At 63.7% G+C, this 17,077-nt stretch carries 17 protein-coding genes; 9 read left to right on the top strand and 8 right to left on the bottom strand.

Features of this window, described 5'->3' with window-relative positions:
- Positions 1 to 15 precede the first annotated feature (15 nt).
- Genes cyoD through QY049_RS34945 form a run of 4 tightly spaced genes read right to left on the bottom strand, consistent with a single transcriptional unit; the run spans position 16 to position 3,833 of the window.
- Complete coding sequence (gene cyoD / locus QY049_RS34960; protein WP_258762659.1) at positions 16 to 399, bottom strand: cytochrome o ubiquinol oxidase subunit IV; 384 nt, start codon at positions 397 to 399, stop codon at positions 16 to 18.
- Entirely contained in the window at positions 396 to 1,037 is a 642-nt protein-coding gene (locus tag QY049_RS34955) for a cytochrome (ubi)quinol oxidase subunit III (RefSeq protein WP_258762660.1), read from the bottom strand. Before QY049_RS34955 ends, cyoD begins: the two co-directional genes overlap by 4 nt.
- Positions 1,037 to 3,037, bottom strand: coding sequence for a cytochrome o ubiquinol oxidase subunit I (gene cyoB, locus QY049_RS34950; RefSeq protein WP_258762661.1), 2,001 nt, complete (start codon positions 3,035 to 3,037; stop codon positions 1,037 to 1,039). The genes QY049_RS34955 and cyoB overlap by 1 nt, the downstream gene beginning before the upstream one ends.
- The gene (locus QY049_RS34945; protein WP_258762662.1) at positions 3,027 to 3,833 is read right to left on the bottom strand and encodes a cytochrome ubiquinol oxidase subunit II; all 807 of its coding nucleotides are present in this window, start codon (positions 3,831 to 3,833) and stop codon (positions 3,027 to 3,029) included. Before QY049_RS34945 ends, cyoB begins: the two co-directional genes overlap by 11 nt.
- A 260-nt stretch (positions 3,834 to 4,093) precedes the next feature.
- Between QY049_RS34945 and QY049_RS34940 the strand changes: the two genes are divergently transcribed.
- Genes QY049_RS34940 through QY049_RS34930 form a run of 3 tightly spaced genes read left to right on the top strand, consistent with a single transcriptional unit; the run spans position 4,094 to position 6,276 of the window.
- The gene (locus QY049_RS34940) at positions 4,094 to 4,906 is read left to right on the top strand and encodes an SDR family NAD(P)-dependent oxidoreductase (RefSeq protein WP_301270450.1); all 813 of its coding nucleotides are present in this window, start codon (positions 4,094 to 4,096) and stop codon (positions 4,904 to 4,906) included.
- A 13-nt stretch (positions 4,907 to 4,919) separates the two neighbouring features.
- Positions 4,920 to 5,474 (top strand): carboxymuconolactone decarboxylase family protein, encoded by a 555-nt coding sequence (locus QY049_RS34935; RefSeq protein ID WP_194477113.1) that lies wholly within the window; start codon positions 4,920 to 4,922, stop codon positions 5,472 to 5,474.
- Position 5,475: 1 nt separating this feature from the next.
- Entirely contained in the window at positions 5,476 to 6,276 is an 801-nt protein-coding gene (locus QY049_RS34930) for an SDR family NAD(P)-dependent oxidoreductase (RefSeq protein WP_194477114.1), read from the top strand.
- Positions 6,277 to 6,357: 81 nt separating this feature from the next.
- On the opposite strand, the gene QY049_RS34925 is transcribed toward QY049_RS34930, so the two are convergent.
- Positions 6,358 to 7,659, bottom strand: coding sequence for a sorbosone dehydrogenase family protein (locus QY049_RS34925; RefSeq protein WP_301270452.1), 1,302 nt, complete (start codon positions 7,657 to 7,659; stop codon positions 6,358 to 6,360).
- Positions 7,660 to 7,865: 206 nt separating this feature from the next.
- Between QY049_RS34925 and QY049_RS34920 the strand changes: the two genes are divergently transcribed.
- The 4 genes from QY049_RS34920 (at position 7,866) to QY049_RS34905 (ending at position 11,585) form a co-directional block, all read left to right on the top strand.
- Positions 7,866 to 9,059, top strand: coding sequence for a urate hydroxylase PuuD (locus QY049_RS34920; RefSeq protein WP_258762664.1), 1,194 nt, complete (start codon positions 7,866 to 7,868; stop codon positions 9,057 to 9,059).
- A gap of 152 nt (positions 9,060 to 9,211) precedes the next feature.
- Positions 9,212 to 10,069, top strand: a complete 858-nt coding sequence (locus tag QY049_RS34915) for a VOC family protein (RefSeq protein ID WP_258762665.1) — start codon at positions 9,212 to 9,214, stop codon at positions 10,067 to 10,069.
- 73 nt (positions 10,070 to 10,142) lie between these two features.
- Positions 10,143 to 10,424: a hypothetical protein gene (locus QY049_RS34910; protein WP_258762666.1), complete on the top strand. Its 282-nt coding sequence runs from the start codon at positions 10,143 to 10,145 to the stop codon at positions 10,422 to 10,424.
- A gap of 213 nt (positions 10,425 to 10,637) precedes the next feature.
- A complete protein-coding gene (locus tag QY049_RS34905; RefSeq protein ID WP_258762667.1) occupies positions 10,638 to 11,585 on the top strand; it encodes a lytic transglycosylase domain-containing protein in 948 nt (315 codons plus the stop codon).
- Positions 11,586 to 11,589: 4 nt separating this feature from the next.
- Here QY049_RS34905 and QY049_RS34900 read toward each other — a convergent pair whose 3' ends face one another.
- The 3 genes from QY049_RS34900 to QY049_RS34890 are packed head-to-tail and all read right to left on the bottom strand — an operon-like array spanning position 11,590 to position 14,534.
- Complete coding sequence (locus QY049_RS34900) at positions 11,590 to 11,973, bottom strand: cupin domain-containing protein (RefSeq protein WP_258762669.1); 384 nt, start codon at positions 11,971 to 11,973, stop codon at positions 11,590 to 11,592.
- Positions 11,974 to 11,984: 11 nt separating this feature from the next.
- Positions 11,985 to 12,689 (bottom strand): SDR family oxidoreductase, encoded by a 705-nt coding sequence (locus tag QY049_RS34895; protein WP_258762670.1) that lies wholly within the window; start codon positions 12,687 to 12,689, stop codon positions 11,985 to 11,987.
- Positions 12,690 to 12,734: 45 nt separating this feature from the next.
- Positions 12,735 to 14,534, bottom strand: a complete 1,800-nt coding sequence (locus QY049_RS34890; RefSeq protein WP_258762672.1) for a thiamine pyrophosphate-binding protein — start codon at positions 14,532 to 14,534, stop codon at positions 12,735 to 12,737.
- Positions 14,535 to 14,762: 228 nt separating this feature from the next.
- On the opposite strand from QY049_RS34890, the gene QY049_RS34885 reads away from it, so the two are divergent.
- Both QY049_RS34885 and QY049_RS34880 read left to right on the top strand, forming a co-directional pair.
- Positions 14,763 to 15,674, top strand: coding sequence for an IclR family transcriptional regulator (locus QY049_RS34885; RefSeq protein ID WP_258762673.1), 912 nt, complete (start codon positions 14,763 to 14,765; stop codon positions 15,672 to 15,674).
- A 143-nt stretch (positions 15,675 to 15,817) separates the two neighbouring features.
- Positions 15,818 to 17,062, top strand: coding sequence for an ABC transporter substrate-binding protein (locus QY049_RS34880; protein ID WP_258762674.1), 1,245 nt, complete (start codon positions 15,818 to 15,820; stop codon positions 17,060 to 17,062).
- The last annotated feature ends 15 nt before the right edge of the window (positions 17,063 to 17,077 follow it).

Below are 17,077 nucleotides of genomic sequence, written 5' to 3'. Positions count from 1 at the left end.
CTTTTTTGTGCAGATCTAGCTGTGCATCCGGATGAACTGATCCATCGGCGGCATGTTCTGGTTGAGGTGCGCCATGATCCAGACGGTGCCGCCGACGACCAGGAAGACGACCAGCAAACCGAAGGCCAGTGCCAGTACGTTGTTGGTGTTGTCGGGTCCCGTGGTGATGTGCAGGAAGAACACCAGATGCACGCCCATCTGCGCGATCGCCAGCACGATCAGCGCGACGGGAATCGACGGCTGCCAGACCAGATTAGTGCCTGCGATGAAGAACGAGGTCGCAGTGAGCAGCAGCGCCAGGCCAAGGCCAACGACATAGCCGAGGATACGCTCGCCGACGCTGTGTTGCTCTTCTTCGCCCGGCGCGAGATCATGTTCGATATGCGTCTGATCGGTCATGCGCCACCTCCAAGCAGATAGACGACGGAAAACACCCCGACCCAGATGATGTCGAGCGCGTGCCAGAACAGTGCAAAGCACATCATCCGACGTAGGACGTCGGCGCGAAAGCCCTTTGCGAAGACCTGGGCCATCATGGTGAGCAGCCAGAGCACGCCGGCTGACACGTGCAAGCCGTGGCATCCGACCAGCGAGAAAAACGCGGTCAGGAACGCGCTGCGCGACGGACCATAGCCGCGGGCGACGAGGTCGGCGAATTCCTTGAACTCGATGGCGAGGAAGATCAGCCCGAGCGCGCACGTTACGCCCATGCCGAGGTAGAACCAGAACCGGTTGCGGACGTCGGCCGCGATACTGGCCATGCCGCAGGTGAAGCTCGACAGCAGCAGGCAGACCGTCTCGATCGCGACGTTACGCTGCTCAAAAATCTCCGAGCCCTTGGGGCCGTCCGCGGTCTGGCCGACCAGCACCGCATAGGCCGCAAAGAAGCAGGAGAACATCACGATGTCGGAGAGCAGGAATACCCAAAAGCCGTAGGCGGTGACGATCCGCTTCGGCGCGGGCCCGGGATGCTCGACGACAAGGCCAATGTGATGGGGATCGGCATGCGCGTGGCCGACGGTCGCGGTCATCGCCATCAGATTGCCCCCGCCATGCTGACGAGGCTGCGCCGCTCCTCGAGGTTGACACGGTCGATCGCGGCGACCTCAGCGGCCGGGATGACGTACTCGTCGTGGTCGCGCCAGGCGAACACGACGAAGGTCGCGAACGCGCCGATGCCGCCCAAAATCACCATCCACCAGATGTGCCAGATCAGTGCGAAGCCCATGATGGTCGCGAAGAACGCGCAGACGAATCCTGTCGGCGAGTTTCTGGGCATCTCGATATCTTGATACTCGGGCGTCTCGTGCTCGAGCGATTGCTGCCGGGCATGGATCTTCATGTCCCAATAAGCATCTTCGCCGCGCACATCAGGATGGAAGGCGAAATTGAACACCGGCGGTGGCGACGAGGTCGCCCATTCCAGTGAGCGTCCATCCCAGGGATCGCCGGTCCGGTCGCGCAGCGCCTCGCGATTGCGGATGCTGACCACGAGCTGCATGATCTGGCAGATGACGCCGACTGACAGCACCGCCATGCCAATCGCCGCCACGATCATCCAGGGTCGCCACTCCGCGACGTCATAGTGCTGCATGCGCCGCGTCATCCCGAGCATGCCGGCGACATAGAGCGGGACGAAAGTGATGTAGAAGCCTGAGAAGGTGAACCAGAAGGCCAGCTTGCCCCACCGCTCGTCGAGACGGAAGCCGAACGCCTTCGGAAACCAGTACTCGAAACCGGCGAAGGCGCCGAACAGCACGCCGCCGATGATGACGTTGTGGAAGTGCGCGACCAGGAACATGCTGTTGTGGAGCATGAAATCCGCGGGCGGCACCGCGACCAGCACGCCGGTCAAGCCTCCGATGATGAAGGTGACCATGAAGCCGACGGCCCACAGCATCGGCGGCGCGAAGCGGATGCGGCCGCCATACATCGTGAACAGCCAGTTGTAGATCTTCACCCCCGTCGGCACCGCGATGATCATGCTGGCGATGCCGAAGATGGCGTTGACATCAGGACCAGCCCCCATCGTGAAGAAGTGGTGCAACCAGACCATGAAGGAGATGACGCAGATCGCCATGGTGGCGAGCACCATGGAGCGGTAGCCGAACAGCGCCTTGCCGGAGAAGGTCGAGACGACCTCTGAGAAGATGCCGAAGGCGGGCAGCACCAGGATGTAGACCTCGGGATGCCCCCAGGCCCAGATCAGATTCATGAACATCATGACGTTGCCGCCAGCCTCGTTGGTGAAGAAATGAAAGCCGAGGTAGCGGTCGAGCAGCAGCATCGCGAGAGTGGCGGTGAGGATCGGGAAGGCCGCAACGATCAGCAGGTTGGAAGCCAGCGTGGTCCAGCAGAACATCGGCATGCGCAGATAGTTCATGCCCTTGGTCCGCAGCTTCAGCACCGTGGTGACAAGATTGATCCCCGCGACCAGCGTGCCGACGCCGGAGATCTGGAGCGACCAGGCGTAATAGTCGACGCCGACGCCGGGCGAATAGGACAGCTCCGACAGCGGCGGAAAGGCGAGCCAGCCAGTACGGGCGAACTCGCCGATCACGAGCGAGAGATTGACCAGCAGCGCGCCGGTCGCCGTGAGCCAGAAGCCGACCGAGTTCAGCGTCGGGAACGCGACGTCGCGCACGCCGAGCTGCAACGGCACGACGAGGTTCATCAGCCCGATCACGAACGGCATCGCCACGAAGAAGATCATGATCGTGCCGTGCGCAGAGAAGATCTGGTTATAATGCTCCGGCGGCAGATAGCCCTGCGACTGGTACGCAATCGCCTGCTGGATCCGCATCATGATGGCGTCGCTGCCGCCACGCAGCAGCATCACCGACGCCAGCAGGATGTACATGACGCCGATCCGCTTGTGATCGACGCTCGTGATCCATTCGTGCCAGAGGTAAGGCAGATGGCCCTTCACGACGACCCAGATCAGCACCGCCAAAACCGCGACCAGCACGATCGCACCCGCGATAAGCGGAATGGGTTGATCGAAAGGAATGGCCGACCAGTCGAGCTTACCGAGCATCAACGCCCCCTCTGTGAGGACGGCCGGCATCGGAGACGAGCTCCGGTCCCGGCCCCGGCGGAATGTGCTGGGTGGCAATCAGGTCGAACAGGCGCGGGTCGTCCAGCCGATAGGTCGGCCTGCCCTTCTCGACGCCCTGCTGCATCAGCTTCTTGTAGCTGTCCTCGTTCAGCACGGCGTCAGTCTTCGCCGTGGTCGCGACCCAATCCGGAAATGACAGCGGCGAGATCACATTGACGTCGAACATCATGTCCGGAAAGCCATCGCCGGAGAAATGCGCCGACAAGCCCTTGAGCTTGCCCTCATTGTCGGCGCGCAGGTTCAGCCTCGTCACCATTCCGTTCATGGTGTAGATCATGCTGCCGAGCTGCGGGATGAAGAACGTGTTCATCACGCTCGACGACGTCAGCTGGAAATTCAGCTCGGCACCCGCCGGCACCGTCAGCGTATTGACGGTGGCGATGCGCTGGTCCGGATAGATGAAGAGCCACTTCCAGTCGAGCGAGACGGCCTGGATACGCACCGGGCTGCCTGTGCCCGGCACCGGCGCCGCGGGATCGAGCTGGTGCGAGCCGATCCAGGCGACGCCGCCAAGCAGGATGACGGTGAGCGCAGGGATCGCCCACACCACCATCTCGACGCGGCCGGAATAGACGAAGTCAGGCTGATAGCGTGCTTTGGTGTTCGACGCCCGAAACCAGAATGCAAAAGCCAAAATCGCGAAGATGGTCGGCACCACGATCGCGAGCATGATGAAGACGGAATCGACCAAAATGGTGCTGTTGGCCGCAGCCACGGGCCCTTGTGGATCAAGCAGATTCATCGGCAAGCCACTGGCGGTTGGGAGTCCCCGGGACGGAGCCTAACGCGGGAAAGGCTCCGCAGAAAACGCGATCGCGTGAAGTCGGTTCCTCCAGGCGCGCGCCGGTGCGTTCGCAATCTCGTCCGGCGGCATGCAATTCCGTGCGATGTCAATGACATCGGCGCGGGACCGCCGGCCTTCTCACCTCGACACGGCATTGCTAACTTGCACGAAAATATCCGGGATGGAACGACATGCAGGGTCCTGAGGACGATGCCGGCCTCGCCGGCAAGGTGGCGTTGATCAGCGGCGGCGGCGCCGCAGGCGACGGCATCGGCAACGGCCGCGCTGCAGCAATTCTGCTCGCCCGCTCCGGCACGAAAGTGCTGGTCGCCGATCGCGATCTCAAGCTCGCCGAGCGTACTGTCGAGATGATCGCGGCCGAAGGCGGTACGGCCGCGGCCCACGGCGGCGACGTCACCAGCGAAGCCGACTGCAAGATGCTGGTCGAGGCCGCGCTCGACCGATGGGGCCGGCTCGATTTCCTCGACAACAATGTCGGCATCGGCAGTCGCGGCAGCGTCGTCGAGGAGACGCCCGAGCAATATCGCCGCGTCATGCAGGTCAATGTCGAGACCATGTTCCTGCTCTCCAAGCACGCGATCCCCGCGATGATCAGGACGGCCAGGGGCGGCGCGATCGTCAACATCTCCTCGATCTCGGCGCTGCGCCCGCGCGGGCTCACGACCTACACGACCTCGAAAGCCGCGATCATCGGGCTCACCCGCGCGATGGCGGTCGACCACGGCCGCGACAATATCCGTGTCAACTGCATCTGCCCGGGACCGATGTACACGCCGATGGTCTATGCCCGCGGCATGAGCGAGCAGGCCCGCGCCCAGCGCGCCAAGGCGTCCGTGCTAAAGACCGAAGGCACCGGCTGGGACGTAGGCCACGCCGTCAAGTTTCTGCTGAGCAATTTTGCACGCTACATCACAGGCCAGGTGCTGGTGGTCGACGGCGGCGTAACGCTACAAGCTCCCGAACGCGAGTCACAAGAGCACTAGGGGAAACACATCCATGGCCCGCCTGCCCTACCTCGAGGCCGATCAGGTCGCGCCCGAATATCGCGACATGCTCAAGCGCAACACCAATCTGCACAAGCTGCTGGTCAACTCGCCGGAGATGGCGCGCGCCTTCAACGGCATCGGCAGCTACATCCGCTTCAAGAGCAAGCTCGATCCGCGCCTGCGCGAGCTCGCCATCCTCCAGGTCGGCTGGATGGAGAAATCGGAGTATGAATTCACCCATCACGTCAAGATCGGCAAGGAGTTCGGGGTCACCGACGAGGACATCGCGGGCCTGATGGCAGAGACCGAGGGCAAGCCGTCGAAGCTGGAGCCGCTCGCCAGGGCGATCCTGAAAGGCGCCCGCGAGATGGTGCGGGAGCTAGCGATGTCGGGTGCGACCTTCGCCGAGATCAAGCACCATTTGTCCGATGAGCACATGACCGACCTCGTCCTCACCATCGCCTTCTATTGCGGCGTGGTACGCGTGCTCGCGACCATGAAAATCGACAACGAGCCCACTTACAAAGAGGTACTCCAGCAGTACCCGATCCCGGGAGTGAACTGACATGCGCTTGAAGGACAAGATTGCGATCGTGGTCGGCGCCGGCCAGAGCCCCGGCGAAGGCATGGGCAACGGCCGCGCCACCGCGCTCATCTTTGCGCGCGAAGGTGCCAAGGTGCTGTGCGTCGACCATCATCTGGAGTCGGCGCAGGAGACCGTCGATCTGATCGCGGCGCAGCAAGGCATCGCCGCGGCCTTCAAGGCCGACGTGACCAAGTCCGCCGACATCAAGGCGATGGTTGCCGACGCCAAATCGCGCTGGGGCCGCATCGACGTGCTGCACAACAATGTCGGCGTGAGTCTCGCCGGAGGCGATGCCGAGCTTCTGGCGATCACCGAAGAGGCCTTCGACCGCGTCGTCGCGATCAACCTGAAAAGCTGCATTCTCGCAGCTAAGGAGGTGATCCCGATCATGCGTGCGCAGAAGAGCGGCGCCATCATCAACATCTCCTCGATGGCCGCGATCACGACTTATCCTTACGTCGCCTACAAGGCGACGAAGTCGGCGATGATCGCCTTCACCGAGCAGTTGGCCTACCAGAACGCCGAATACGGCATCCGCGCCAACGTCATCCTACCCGGCCTGATGAATACGCCGATGGCCGTCGACACCCGCGCCCGCGAATGGCACAAGACCCGCGCCGAGGTCGAAGCCGAACGCGACAGCAAGGTGCCGCTGCGCAAGAAGATGGGCACCGGATGGGACGTCGCGAATGCCGCGCTGTTCCTGGCGTCGGATGAAGCGAATTTCATTACGGGCGTGACCCTGCCGGTGGATGGCGGAGCGAGCGTGCGGCGGGGGTAAAGCGAGCCGAACCCGATGCCTCTTCCCTTCTCCCCCTGCAGGGCCCTGCAAGGGGCGAGGGTGCACCGCCACGGCCGCTCGCTAGTGCGTCACCCGCCAGATCGTGCCGCCAGTATCCTCTGAAATCAGCAGTGCGCCATCCTTCGCCACTGCAATGCCGACCGGCCGTCCCCATACCTGGCCGTCGTTCACGACAAAGCCCGTGACAAAATCCTCGTACTCGCCAGTCGGCTTGCCGTCCCTCATCCTGATGCGGATCACCTTGTAGCCGGTGCGCTTCGAGCGGTTCCAGGAGCCGTGCTCGGCGGCGAAGGCATCGCCCTTGTATTCGGATGGAAACTGCGTGCCCTGGTAGAACGTCATGCCGAGGGAGGCGGAATGCGGCTGCACCAGGACGTCAGGCACCGTCACCTTGTCCTTGAGGTCCGGCCGCGCGCCGGCATGACGCGGGTCTTCGTTGTTGCCGATGTAGAACCACGGCCAGCCGTAGAAGGCGCCCTCCTTCACGCTGGTGACGTAGTCGGGCACGAGATCATCGCCGAGCCCGTCGCGCTCGTTGGTCGAGCACCACGGAAGCCCGGTTTGCGGCTGGATCGCGAGGCCGACGCAGTTGCGGATGCCGGTCGCATAGAGCCTGCGGTCCTTGCCCTCGGGGGTGAAGGAGAGTACCGCGGCGCGCTCTGCCTCATAGCCCCAGGACGCGCCGAACGCTTGCGTGCGCGACCAGGCCTCGAGCCCGCCAGGTGGACTCCCCATGCCCTCGGCGACATTGCTGGCGGAGCCGACCGACACCAGCATGCGCTTGCCGTCGGGCGTGAACACAATGTCGCGCGTGGAATGGCCCGACCCTTGCGCGAGGTTCGTCACCACGACGTCAGCCCTGCCCGACGCCTTCAGGTCGCCCGCGTGATAGGGAAAGCGGACGACATTGCCGGTGTTGGCGACATAGACCCATTGCGGATTGTCGCCGTTCGGGAAGAAGGCGATGCCGAACGGGCGGGTGAGCCCGCTGGCAAAGACCTCATTGATCGCAACCTTGCCGCTCTCCCCGAGACGCAGCACGCGGATGCGTCCGGGTCCCGTCTCGGCAACGAAAATGTCGCCGTTCGGCGCGACGCGCAGCACCCGCGCATCGGAGAGGCCGTCGGCCAAAAGCTCGATCTTGAATCCATCGGGCACGAGCGGCATCGCGCTGCCGCGCGTCGTCACGCGCGTGGGATTGGAGACCGAGGGCGAGGCGCCGGGCTTGGCCATATCCTGCGGGCGGATCAGCCTGACTGTGCCGGGCTTGTCGACCTGCCAGCTGCCATAGGCGTCCTTGCCCTGCAACACGGGCTCGCCTTGCGCGCCGCCGCACGCGAGCAGCATCCACACAGGCAGCATGATTTGCGAAACACGAGATATCACGTCGCCTTCCTCCCCGACTTCATCTGCCAAATCCCACGTCAGCTCATGCCCGCACGATGTGCATTTGCTAAGACCCATCGTACTGGAAAACGGCACGGATCGGTGCAACACATTGTGAGGGCGCGACCGGCGGCTGCGGTCATCAAAGCTGCGGCATCGGCGTCGCGATTGATGGGGTGATCATGTGGGGATCGATCATATCGGAATGGGCGAGCCTGCTGCTGCGCTGGCTGCACGTGGTAGCCGCGATCGCCTGGATCGGCAGCTCGTTCTATTTCATCGCCCTCGACCTCAGCCTCAAGCCCAGGAGCGATCTGCCTGATGGTGTGCAGGGTGAGGCCTGGCAGGTTCATGGCGGCGGCTTCTACCGGATCATGAAATATCTGGTGGCCCCTGGCCAAATGCCGGACGAACTCACCTGGTTCAAATGGGAGGCCTATACCACCTGGCTGTCCGGCTTCGCGCTGATGGTGGTGGTGTATTATCTCGACGCCGATCTGTTCCTGGTCGACAAGTCGACCCTCGACCTCACGCCATTCCAGGCCGGACTGTTCAGCTTGTGCAGCCTCGCGCTGGCCTGGTTGCTCTATGAGGCCGCCTGTCGCACCGGGCTCGCGCAGCGAGAGCTGCCGTTTGCGATCGGCGGTTATCTATTCCTGGTCGCGCTGACTTACGCGTTCACCCACGTGCTGAGCGGACGCGGGGCTTTCAACCAAATCGGCGCGCTGATCGGCACCATCATGGTCGCCAACGTCTTCGCGGTGATCATTCCGAACCAGAAGAAGATCGTCGCGGCGTTGATCGCCGGACAGGCGCCCGACCCGAAGCTGGGCAAGACCAGCAAGGAGCGCTCGGTCCACAACAATTATCTGACGCTGCCCGTCGTCGTGCTGATGATCAGCAACCACTATCCCCTGCTCTACGCCACGCGCTTCAACTGGATCATCGTCGCGATCGTGCTGGCGCTGGGGCCGGTGATCCGTCACTTCTTCAACGAAGGTCATGCCGGGCGCAAATCACCGTGGTGGGTGTGGGGCGTCGCAGCCGTGGGCGCGATCGCGATCCTCTTCCTGTCCGCGGCCGGGCCTCGCGAGGTCAAGGCGGGCTCGCTGTCAGCACAGCCCACGGTCGCCAATGTCGAGGAGATCGTGATGTCCCGCTGCAGCATGTGCCATGCGGCCGAGCCGGTCTGGGCCGGCATCGTCACTGCACCGAAGGGGATCTTGCTCGATGCGCCCGAGCACATCCATCGGAACATCCGCCTGATCGGCCGCGTCGCTGCGTGGTCGACCGCGATGCCGCCGGGTAATATCACCGAAATGACCAGCGAAGAGCGCGCCATCCTCGCCGCCTATATCAGCGAGCAGGATCGCTGAGGCCATCACGTGTCGATACCGCATTTCGCGGAATGAAATTCCTGATCCCCCGCCGATTTGAAAATGACTTGTGCGCCCATCCGGCGTAGACAGGGCAAACGGCCGCCATGGTGGTCTCAAGTCAGTTTGTAATCCTTGCCGGGGAAATCACAGTGGCCCTCAAGAACATCATCGGAATCGACCACGCCGTGGTCATGGTGAAAGACCTCGACAGTGCCGCCGAAAATTACCGAAAGCTGGGCTTCACCCTATCGCCGCGCGGCACCCACAGCGCGCATATGGGCACCGGCAACTACACCATCATGTTCGATCCTGACTATATGGAGCTGCTCGGCGTGCTGGTGCCGACCGAGCACAACGCGCCCGCGCGCGCCTTTGTCGAACGGCACGGCGAGGGCATCGAGCGCATCGCCTTCACGGCGATCGATTCCGCCGCCGGCGCCGAGGAAATCCGCGCGCGCGGCTTCACGCCGATCGGCCCGACCGACTTCGAGCGGCCTGTGACGCTGCCTGACGGCACGGTCTCGGCCGCCAAGTTTCGCACCTTCATGTGGCCGACGGCCGAGGCGCCCGGCGGCGTGCGCATCTTTGCCTGCCAGCACAAGACCCGCGAGACGGTGTGGATCCCCGAACTGATGAGGCACGCCAACGCCGCGAAGCGGATCAGCGAGGTGCTGATCGCGACGCCCGAGCCGGCGAAGGACTCGGCGCATCTGGCCCAGTTGATCGATCGCGAGCCGAAGGCGGAGGCCGATGGCGCGGTGACGGTGACCTCGGGCGGCGACCGTGCCGATTTCGTCTATCTGACGCTGGACCAGCTCGGCAAGCGCTATCCCGGCGTACCGCTGGCCGGTCTCTCCGAGCGCGGCGGCGCGGCGCTGGTGCTCGCCAGCGGCGATCTCGCGGCGACCGAGAAGTCCCTCGGATCGGCAGGCGTCCGCAGCGGAGCGGCGATCGTCGTGCCTCCGGCCGAGGCCAACGGCACCCTGCTCGCCTTCATTGCCGGCTGATTTGAGCCAATTCTTTAACGCGCGTTTACCGGGCGGCTCTAGGATTCGCCGATAGTCCAAGCCGCCCGAGGCCATGCCTATGTTCAAAGAGGGATCGCCGATCGCTTACGATGCGCCGGCCGAGCTGAAGAAATGGCCGTCGCTGAAGGGCGAGCGCCAGAAGGACCGTGGTCCGCCCTATCTCGTCTACAACGGTACACTCGCCGACTGCGTCCGCGAGCTCATGGGCAAGCCCATCAAGGGCATCTCGCTCTACGACATCATGACGCCGCCGCAAGCAGCCTTCGACCAGACCGTGCTGTCGCCCGGCGATGCCGCCGAGATCGCGATGCGCCAGGATTTTCCCAAGACGTAAGCGGCGCAGGCCTCCCGCAATACCGTTTGAGGTCCTGATTTCCCCTCGGTTCCCGTAGAATCGCGGGACCAGAGTCGCGTTCCTGCCGCGGGAACACCGTACTAACACCTGTCGTATCGCGGAATCGCAGCTTCGCCGCAATTACGGTTAAGAAGTCCTTGTCACCGGCACACCGCTGGTCGTTCCCCCACAGTTCGAGGACTCTGAACCGAGATGCGATTTCTCGTCGCCGCTTGCGCTGCGTTCCTGATTCTGATGTGCGACGTCAGTTCGCCGCCAAACTGGCAAGCGTCAAGCTTCGACGACACAGCTCGCAAGGCTGATCGCGCGCCCTCACTGGTCCCCCTTGTCGAGCTGTTCCTGACAAGCGTGCAGGCCATCGAGCTTGCCAATGCGCGCGCGTCCTACGAGCAGACGATCGAGCCGACGCCTTCGGTCGAAACGGCCGTGCAGACTCCGGCGTCTCCGACCGAGCAGTTTTGCCGTGCACTGAAGGAAGCGGCCGAGGAGAGCGGCATTCCCGTGCCGTTCTTCGCTCGCCTGCTCTGGCAAGAGAGCCGCTTCAGGTCCAACGAGGTCAGCCAAGCCGGCGCCCAGGGCGTTGCGCAATTCATGCCGGAGACGGCCGCCGAAGTCGGGCTCGACGATCCCTTCGATCCCATGAAGGCGCTGCCGGCATCGGCAAAGTTCCTGCGCAAGCTCCGCGACGATTTCGGCAATCTTGGCCTGGCCGCAGCTGCCTACAATGCTGGCCCCGGCCGCATCCAGAAATGGCTCGCCAAGGAGAGCGAGCTGCCGCGCGAGACGCGCGACTATGTGCGCATCATCACCGGTACCAAGGCCGAAGATTGGATCGAGCGCACGGAAGCTCTCGCGATCCGGATCGATCTGCCCCGCGAGGCGCCTTGCGAAGGCGTCGCCAGCCTGTCCAAGACCAAGGACGTCGCCTGGGTGCCGGCAAACCTGACGCCATCAACCGCGACCATCATTCGCAAGGCCGAGCAGCTGGCAGCGCGGCTCGCAGCAAACCGCGCCCGCAAGCGCCTCGTCGCCCTGCTCCGCAAGAACGGCGCGGCCCATGGCAAGGCGCGCAGCATGATCTCAGCACGCGCGAAAGCAACGAGGGTCCGCGCCGTCCGCCTCGCATCGAGCGAGCGCTAATCGGTCAGACCGGCTTCTCGTCGTCGGTAACTGGCGACGTCACCACCAGAAAAACGAGATCGGTCAACCCCGAGTTCGAGATCGCGTGTTCGACACCGGGTGGCAGAAAGATCACGTCGTGCTTGCGCACGACATGGTTCTTTCCCGCGATCTCCATCAACCCTTCGCCGTCGAGCACGTGATAGACCTGCTCCTGCACCTTGTGATGATGCCGCGCCACATAGGCCATCGGCTGGTACATCGAGATGCGGTAATCGATGTGGCGTGAGCGCGCGTTCTCCGGCATCACCAGCGGCTTCGACAGCGCGCCGCCGAAATGGTTGGGAAACTCGCGCCAGGGTACTTCCGCAATGTTGCGGATAAAGGCGCCATTGCTTTCCTCGGTCATGCTCCTGCTCCTTAATTCACCAGCGCGCCGCCGTCGACATAGACGATCGAGCCCGTTGCAAATCCGTTGCTCATGAAGCTTCCGATCTGCTGGGCGATGTCCTCGGCCATACCGACGCGGCCGACTGGCAGTGCGGCCGCCGTCTTGGCCAGCATCTCCTTCCGCGCCGCCTCCGGCATCGCAGCCCGGATCGGCGTATCGATCACGCCAGGCGACACCGCATTCACACGCACCGGCGCAAGCTCGAGCGCCAGCGCGCGGGCGAGCGACTCCAGCGCGCCATTGGCAGCACTAATGATCGCCGAATTCGGCCGTGGCCGGACGCTGAGGAAACCGGTGACCAGCGTCAGCGAGCCGCCGGGCCGAATCTCGGCCTCGCGCGCGACGCGCCATGCGCCCCAGAATTTCCCTTCCATCGTGGCCCGCACGTCTTCCATCGCGACCGTCCTGAACGGCCCGGTGCGAAGCTGCGCGGCCGTCAGCACGACGTGATCGACAGGGCCGGTGCGCTTGAACAGCCCGGCCACGCTCTGATCGTTGGTGACGTCGGTTGGAATCGCCATCACTTTCAGCCGCTCAGCGATCGGATCTAGCTTCGATGCGCTACGCGACGCGATGACGACATCAGCACCCTGGCTCTTCGCGAGTTCCGCCGTAGCGAGGCCGATGCCTGAGGAGCCGCCAATCACGACGACCTTCTTGCCTGCGAGCGTCATTCCCATCTCCCCTATTTTTCTTATCTGGTGATTTGCAGGCCGCGATCAGCCCGGCTGGAACCGCGTGCCGATGCCGGCCTTGCTCTGGCCAAGACCCGGCAATTCCCAGACGCCGGCACCGGCCGGGTTGACGTCGGCGGCGATGTCGACGTCGATCAGATAGGGCCTATTGGCCGCAATGCCCTTGCGTATCGCTTCTCCGATATCGCCGGCGCGGTCGACCCGCACGCCTTCCACACCGCATGAGCGCGCCATCGCCGCGAAATCCGGATTGTAGCGCTCGCCCGTTTCCGGATGCTTGAAGTCGGTGGCAAGCTCGCGCCCGCCGAGATAGCCGCGCTGCAGTCCGCGGATCGAGGCATAGGCGTAATTGTTCCAGACGACCCAGACCACCGGCAGATTGTATTCGACCGCCGTCCCGAGCACGTTGGCATGCATGAAGAAGGCGCCGTCGCCGCAGACCGACACGCAGGGGCGATCGGGCGCCGCAAACTTCGCGCCCATCACGCCGGCAACGCCAAAGCCCATCGGGCCAAAGCCCATCGACCCAATCAGCGAGTCCGGTCGCTTCGGCTTGCAGAAGCCGAGCAGCCAATTGTGATGCACGCCGATGTCGGAGACGAGGATCGCGTCCTCCGGCAACGCCTTGTCGATCTCGGCGGCCGCGCGCTGCGGGTTGATCGGCACGGTATCGTCGGAAAAGCCGGGCGCGACGAACTTGTCCCACTCCTTGCGATAGCCGTCGATCTGCGCCAGCCATTTCTGGCGGGCATCAGCCTTCTTGGAGAGATTGTCGCGGCGATCGAGTTCGGCATGAACCTGCCGCAGGAAGGTACGGACGTCGGCCATCAATCCGAGCGCGATAGGGTAGTTGCGGCCGATCTCTTCAGGGTCGATGTCGACGTGGATCAGTCGCGTCGGCGGGATCGTGAAGGAATAGCCGGGAATCCACGAACTCGAGGTGCGGTCGTCGAAGCGGACGCCGAGCGCGAGCAGCACGTCGGCCTGGCGTGTGGCGTGATTGGCCTGGTAATGCCCGGCGCGCGCGACGAGGCCGAGCGCCAGCGGATGATTGACATCGAGCGCGCCGAGGCCGCTCGCGGATGCCGCCACGGGGATCTGAAGCCGCTCGGCGAGCTTGCGCAGTTCCTCCGCCGCTCCGCCATAGCGCACGCCCTGCCCGACCAGTATCACCGGCCGCTCGGCCGCGAGCAGCATGTCGACAGCCTTCTCGACACCATCAGGATCTGCGCCGCAGCGGCTGGAGATGTTGGCACTCCACTCGATCGCTCTTGGCGCCTCTTCGGCTGCTGATTCCATGAACACATCGAAGGGAACGTCGATCACGACAGGCCCCGGCCTCCCCGTAATCATGGTCTTCCAGGCCTGCCGCACCGCGAGCGGCACCATCGCGCCGCGGGTCGGCTGGAACACCTTCTTGCACATCGTGCGCACTGTGGAAGGGAAGTCGGCCTGATAGTGCCGGTACATCTCCTGGAACGCGCCGCGATTGAACTGGCTGGTCGGCACATTGCCGGTGATCGCCATGAACGGCACGGAATCGAGAAAGGCGTTGGCAAGCGAGATCGGCAGATTCGCCGAGCCCGGCCCGCAGGAGGTGAAGGTCGCGGTCGGCCGGCCGGAGACGCGGTAATAGACGTCGGCCATGAAGCCGGCGACGCTCTCGTGATGCACGGAGATCGTCTTGATGTCGGACGAACGCTCGTACAGCGCGTCGATGAACTGGATGTTGCCGTGGCCGCAGAGCCCGAACACCTGCGGCACCTTCTCCTGGATCAGATAATCGACAATGACCTGGGCGCCATTGAGCATGTTTCGCGACATCAACCGGTCTCCCTCTCGGCCCGTCGACGTCTTCTGTACCGATGCGGAGAACGCGGCCGGTCATCACAGGGCCGCGCGCAGCCTATTTCTCATAATGCTGTACGTCAATTTATATTGTGATAGGCTTCGCGTCGAAGAAACGTCAAGCTCCGCGCCGACGGCCGCGCCGGTTGCGTGCTACTGTCGCTGACGCAGAGCCGAAACGATTCACCCGAGGGAGCCCAGTCCTTGAGATCGCGTACCAAGCCAACGACCGGCGAGAAGCCTGCAAGCCCGCGCAAGGCCGCGATTGCCAAACTGGTCCCCGCTCCCAAGGCTGATGGCGACGACGAGGCCGACGACAAGCAGCGCGGCGGCGGGGTCCAGTCGCTCGGACGTGCCTTCTCGATCCTCGAAGAGGTGGCGCGCCATCGTGAAGGCATTGGCCTCGCCGAGCTGAGCAAGCTGGTCGGCCTGCATAACTCCACCACGTTTCATCTCGCCAAGACGCTGGTCTCGCTCGGCTACCTCCGCCAGGAGAAGGATAATAAGCGCTACCGCATCGGTCGCCCCTTGTTTGCGCTCGCCGCAAGCGCGCTCGACGAGATCGAGATGGTCAATGTCGCGACGCCCGTGCTGGAGGAGCTATCGCGCCAGACCGGCGAAAGCGGGCATTTTGCCGTGCGAATGGGCGACGCGGTGGTCGTCATCGCGCGCACGAGCGGCCCCGGCGCGTTCCAGCTCGCCGATCGCGTCGGCGTGGTGCGGCCCGCCCATTGCACGGCGCTCGGCAAGATCATTCTGGCGTCTCTCCGCCCCGAGCAGCTCAAGCGCTTCATCGATCGCGTCGAACTGAAACCGTCGACGCCGAAATCCATCAGCGATGTCGGCGCACTGATGCGCGAGATTGCCGAGGTGCAACGCACCGGCGTCGCCTTCGACGACGGCGAGTTCAATCCGGAAGTGCGCTGCGTCGCCGTGCCCGTGACCGATTTCACCGGGCAGGTGATCGGTGCGCTCGGCATTTCCGGGCCGATCTGGCGCCTGTCCAACCAGGCGCTGCATGCCGGCGCACAAATCGTGCAGGCCGCCGCCGACCGCCTGTCGGTCGAATTCGGCGCCAAGGACCGGGCGCACAAGGCACTTACACAGAAAGTCTAGGTCGCAACCCGGGTGGTGATTTTGCCGGTTGACACCGGCGATGACGCTCGCGATTATCATCCAGCATTAAAACAAGCTCTCTCACAATACCGGATACCCGGTTTTGAAGGGAGGCACGCGATGCACCCCGGGAGGAGACAGAGATGATCCGCTACCCACGACGGACGTTGTTGCGCGCAGGCGCAGCTTTTGCCGGCGCTGCCGCGCTCGGCTTTCCCGCCATCGTGAGGGCGCAGGCCGATAAGATCCGGATCGGACACCTGACGCCGCTCACCGGCTTTCTCGGCGTGATCGGCGGCTACGCCCAACTCGGCGTGAAGCTCGCAGCGGAAGAGATCAACGCCTCCGGCGGCATTCTTGGCAAGCAGATCGACCTTCTCTCGGAAGATTCGATCAACCCCGCGACCGCCGCGACCAAGGCGCAGCGCATGCTGGAGCAGGACGGCGCGGTGGTGCTGCTCGGTGAAATCTCGTCGGCCTCCGCGCTTACCATCATGCAGGTGGCCGAGCGCAACAAGAAGGTGTTCTTCTCGACCGGCGCCCGCTCGGACGCGCTGCGCGGCAAGAGCTGCAACAAATATTCGTTCCACTGCGACATTCCCAACACCGTGATGGTGAACGCGGTCGGCACCGCGCTATCGCAGCAGGGCATGGTGAAGGGCAAGAAGTTCTTCACGCTGACGGCGGACTACATCTTCGGCCATGACCTGCTGAAGGCCGCAAAGGCGTTCTTCGGCGCGCATGATGCCAACCTGATCGGCGACGAGCTGATCGCGACCGACGTAACCGACTTCAGCCCGTATCTGCTGAAGGTCCGGCAGGCAAAGCCGGACGTCGTCTGCTGCAACCTCGCCGGCAACCAGGTGACCAATCTCGTCAAGCAATATGCCGAGTTCGGCTTCCCCTATCCGCTGGTCGGCTTCAACCTCAACACCGGCGATGCCTGGGCCGCAGGCGCGGGCAATCTCAGCGGCACCTGGCCGACGGTCTGGTATCACACGCTGCAAAACCCGACATCGCAGGCCTTCGTCGCGGCCTTCACCAAGAAATACGGCAAGCCGCCGGAGAATCATGCCTGGATCGACTACATCACCCTGAAGCTGCTGGCGGAGGCGATCAACACCACCAAGTCGACCGACAGCGGCGAGTTGATCGCCTATTTCGAGAAGCAGGCGCAGTTCGACATCGGCAAGGCGCGCAAGGCGTACTTCCGCGCCTGGGATCATCAGCTGGTGCAGGAAGCCTATCCGTTCACGGTCAAACCGAAAGACCAGATGAAGGACCAGTGGGACATGCTGGTGCTGGGCGAGGCGGTGCCGGCGGCGAAGGATCCGCTGGAGACGATCTACCCGACCAAGGAACAGAATCCTTGCGAGATGAAAGCCTGACGCGCTCGCGCGCGG

Source organism: Bradyrhizobium sp. WYCCWR 13022 (assembly GCF_030435535.1).
GTDB lineage: Bacteria > Pseudomonadota > Alphaproteobacteria > Rhizobiales > Xanthobacteraceae > Bradyrhizobium.
The sequence above is the reverse complement of the archived record's forward strand: the minus strand, read 5'-3'. Positions and strand labels throughout refer to the sequence as shown.

Bases quoted from the DNA above. Each gene is read 5' to 3' on its own strand.
- cyoD (WP_258762659.1), bottom strand. From the start codon at position 399: ATGACCGATCAGACGCATATCGAACATGATCTCGCGCCGGGCGAAGAA.
- QY049_RS34955 (WP_258762660.1), bottom strand. From the start codon at position 1,037: ATGGCGATGACCGCGACCGTCGGCCACGCGCATGCCGATCCCCATCAC.
- cyoB (WP_258762661.1), bottom strand. From the start codon at position 3,037: ATGCTCGGTAAGCTCGACTGGTCGGCCATTCCTTTCGATCAACCCATT.
- QY049_RS34940 (WP_301270450.1), top strand. From the start codon at position 4,094: ATGCAGGGTCCTGAGGACGATGCCGGCCTCGCCGGCAAGGTGGCGTTG.
- QY049_RS34935 (WP_194477113.1), top strand. From the start codon at position 4,920: ATGGCCCGCCTGCCCTACCTCGAGGCCGATCAGGTCGCGCCCGAATAT.
- QY049_RS34930 (WP_194477114.1), top strand. From the start codon at position 5,476: ATGCGCTTGAAGGACAAGATTGCGATCGTGGTCGGCGCCGGCCAGAGC.
- QY049_RS34925 (WP_301270452.1), bottom strand. From the start codon at position 7,659: ATGCTGCCTGTGTGGATGCTGCTCGCGTGCGGCGGCGCGCAAGGCGAG.
- QY049_RS34920 (WP_258762664.1), top strand. From the start codon at position 7,866: ATGTGGGGATCGATCATATCGGAATGGGCGAGCCTGCTGCTGCGCTGG.
- QY049_RS34910 (WP_258762666.1), top strand. From the start codon at position 10,143: ATGCCTATGTTCAAAGAGGGATCGCCGATCGCTTACGATGCGCCGGCC.
- QY049_RS34905 (WP_258762667.1), top strand. From the start codon at position 10,638: ATGCGATTTCTCGTCGCCGCTTGCGCTGCGTTCCTGATTCTGATGTGC.
- QY049_RS34900 (WP_258762669.1), bottom strand. From the start codon at position 11,973: ATGACCGAGGAAAGCAATGGCGCCTTTATCCGCAACATTGCGGAAGTA.
- QY049_RS34895 (WP_258762670.1), bottom strand. From the start codon at position 12,689: ATGACGCTCGCAGGCAAGAAGGTCGTCGTGATTGGCGGCTCCTCAGGC.
- QY049_RS34890 (WP_258762672.1), bottom strand. From the start codon at position 14,534: ATGTCGCGAAACATGCTCAATGGCGCCCAGGTCATTGTCGATTATCTG.
- QY049_RS34880 (WP_258762674.1), top strand. From the start codon at position 15,818: ATGATCCGCTACCCACGACGGACGTTGTTGCGCGCAGGCGCAGCTTTT.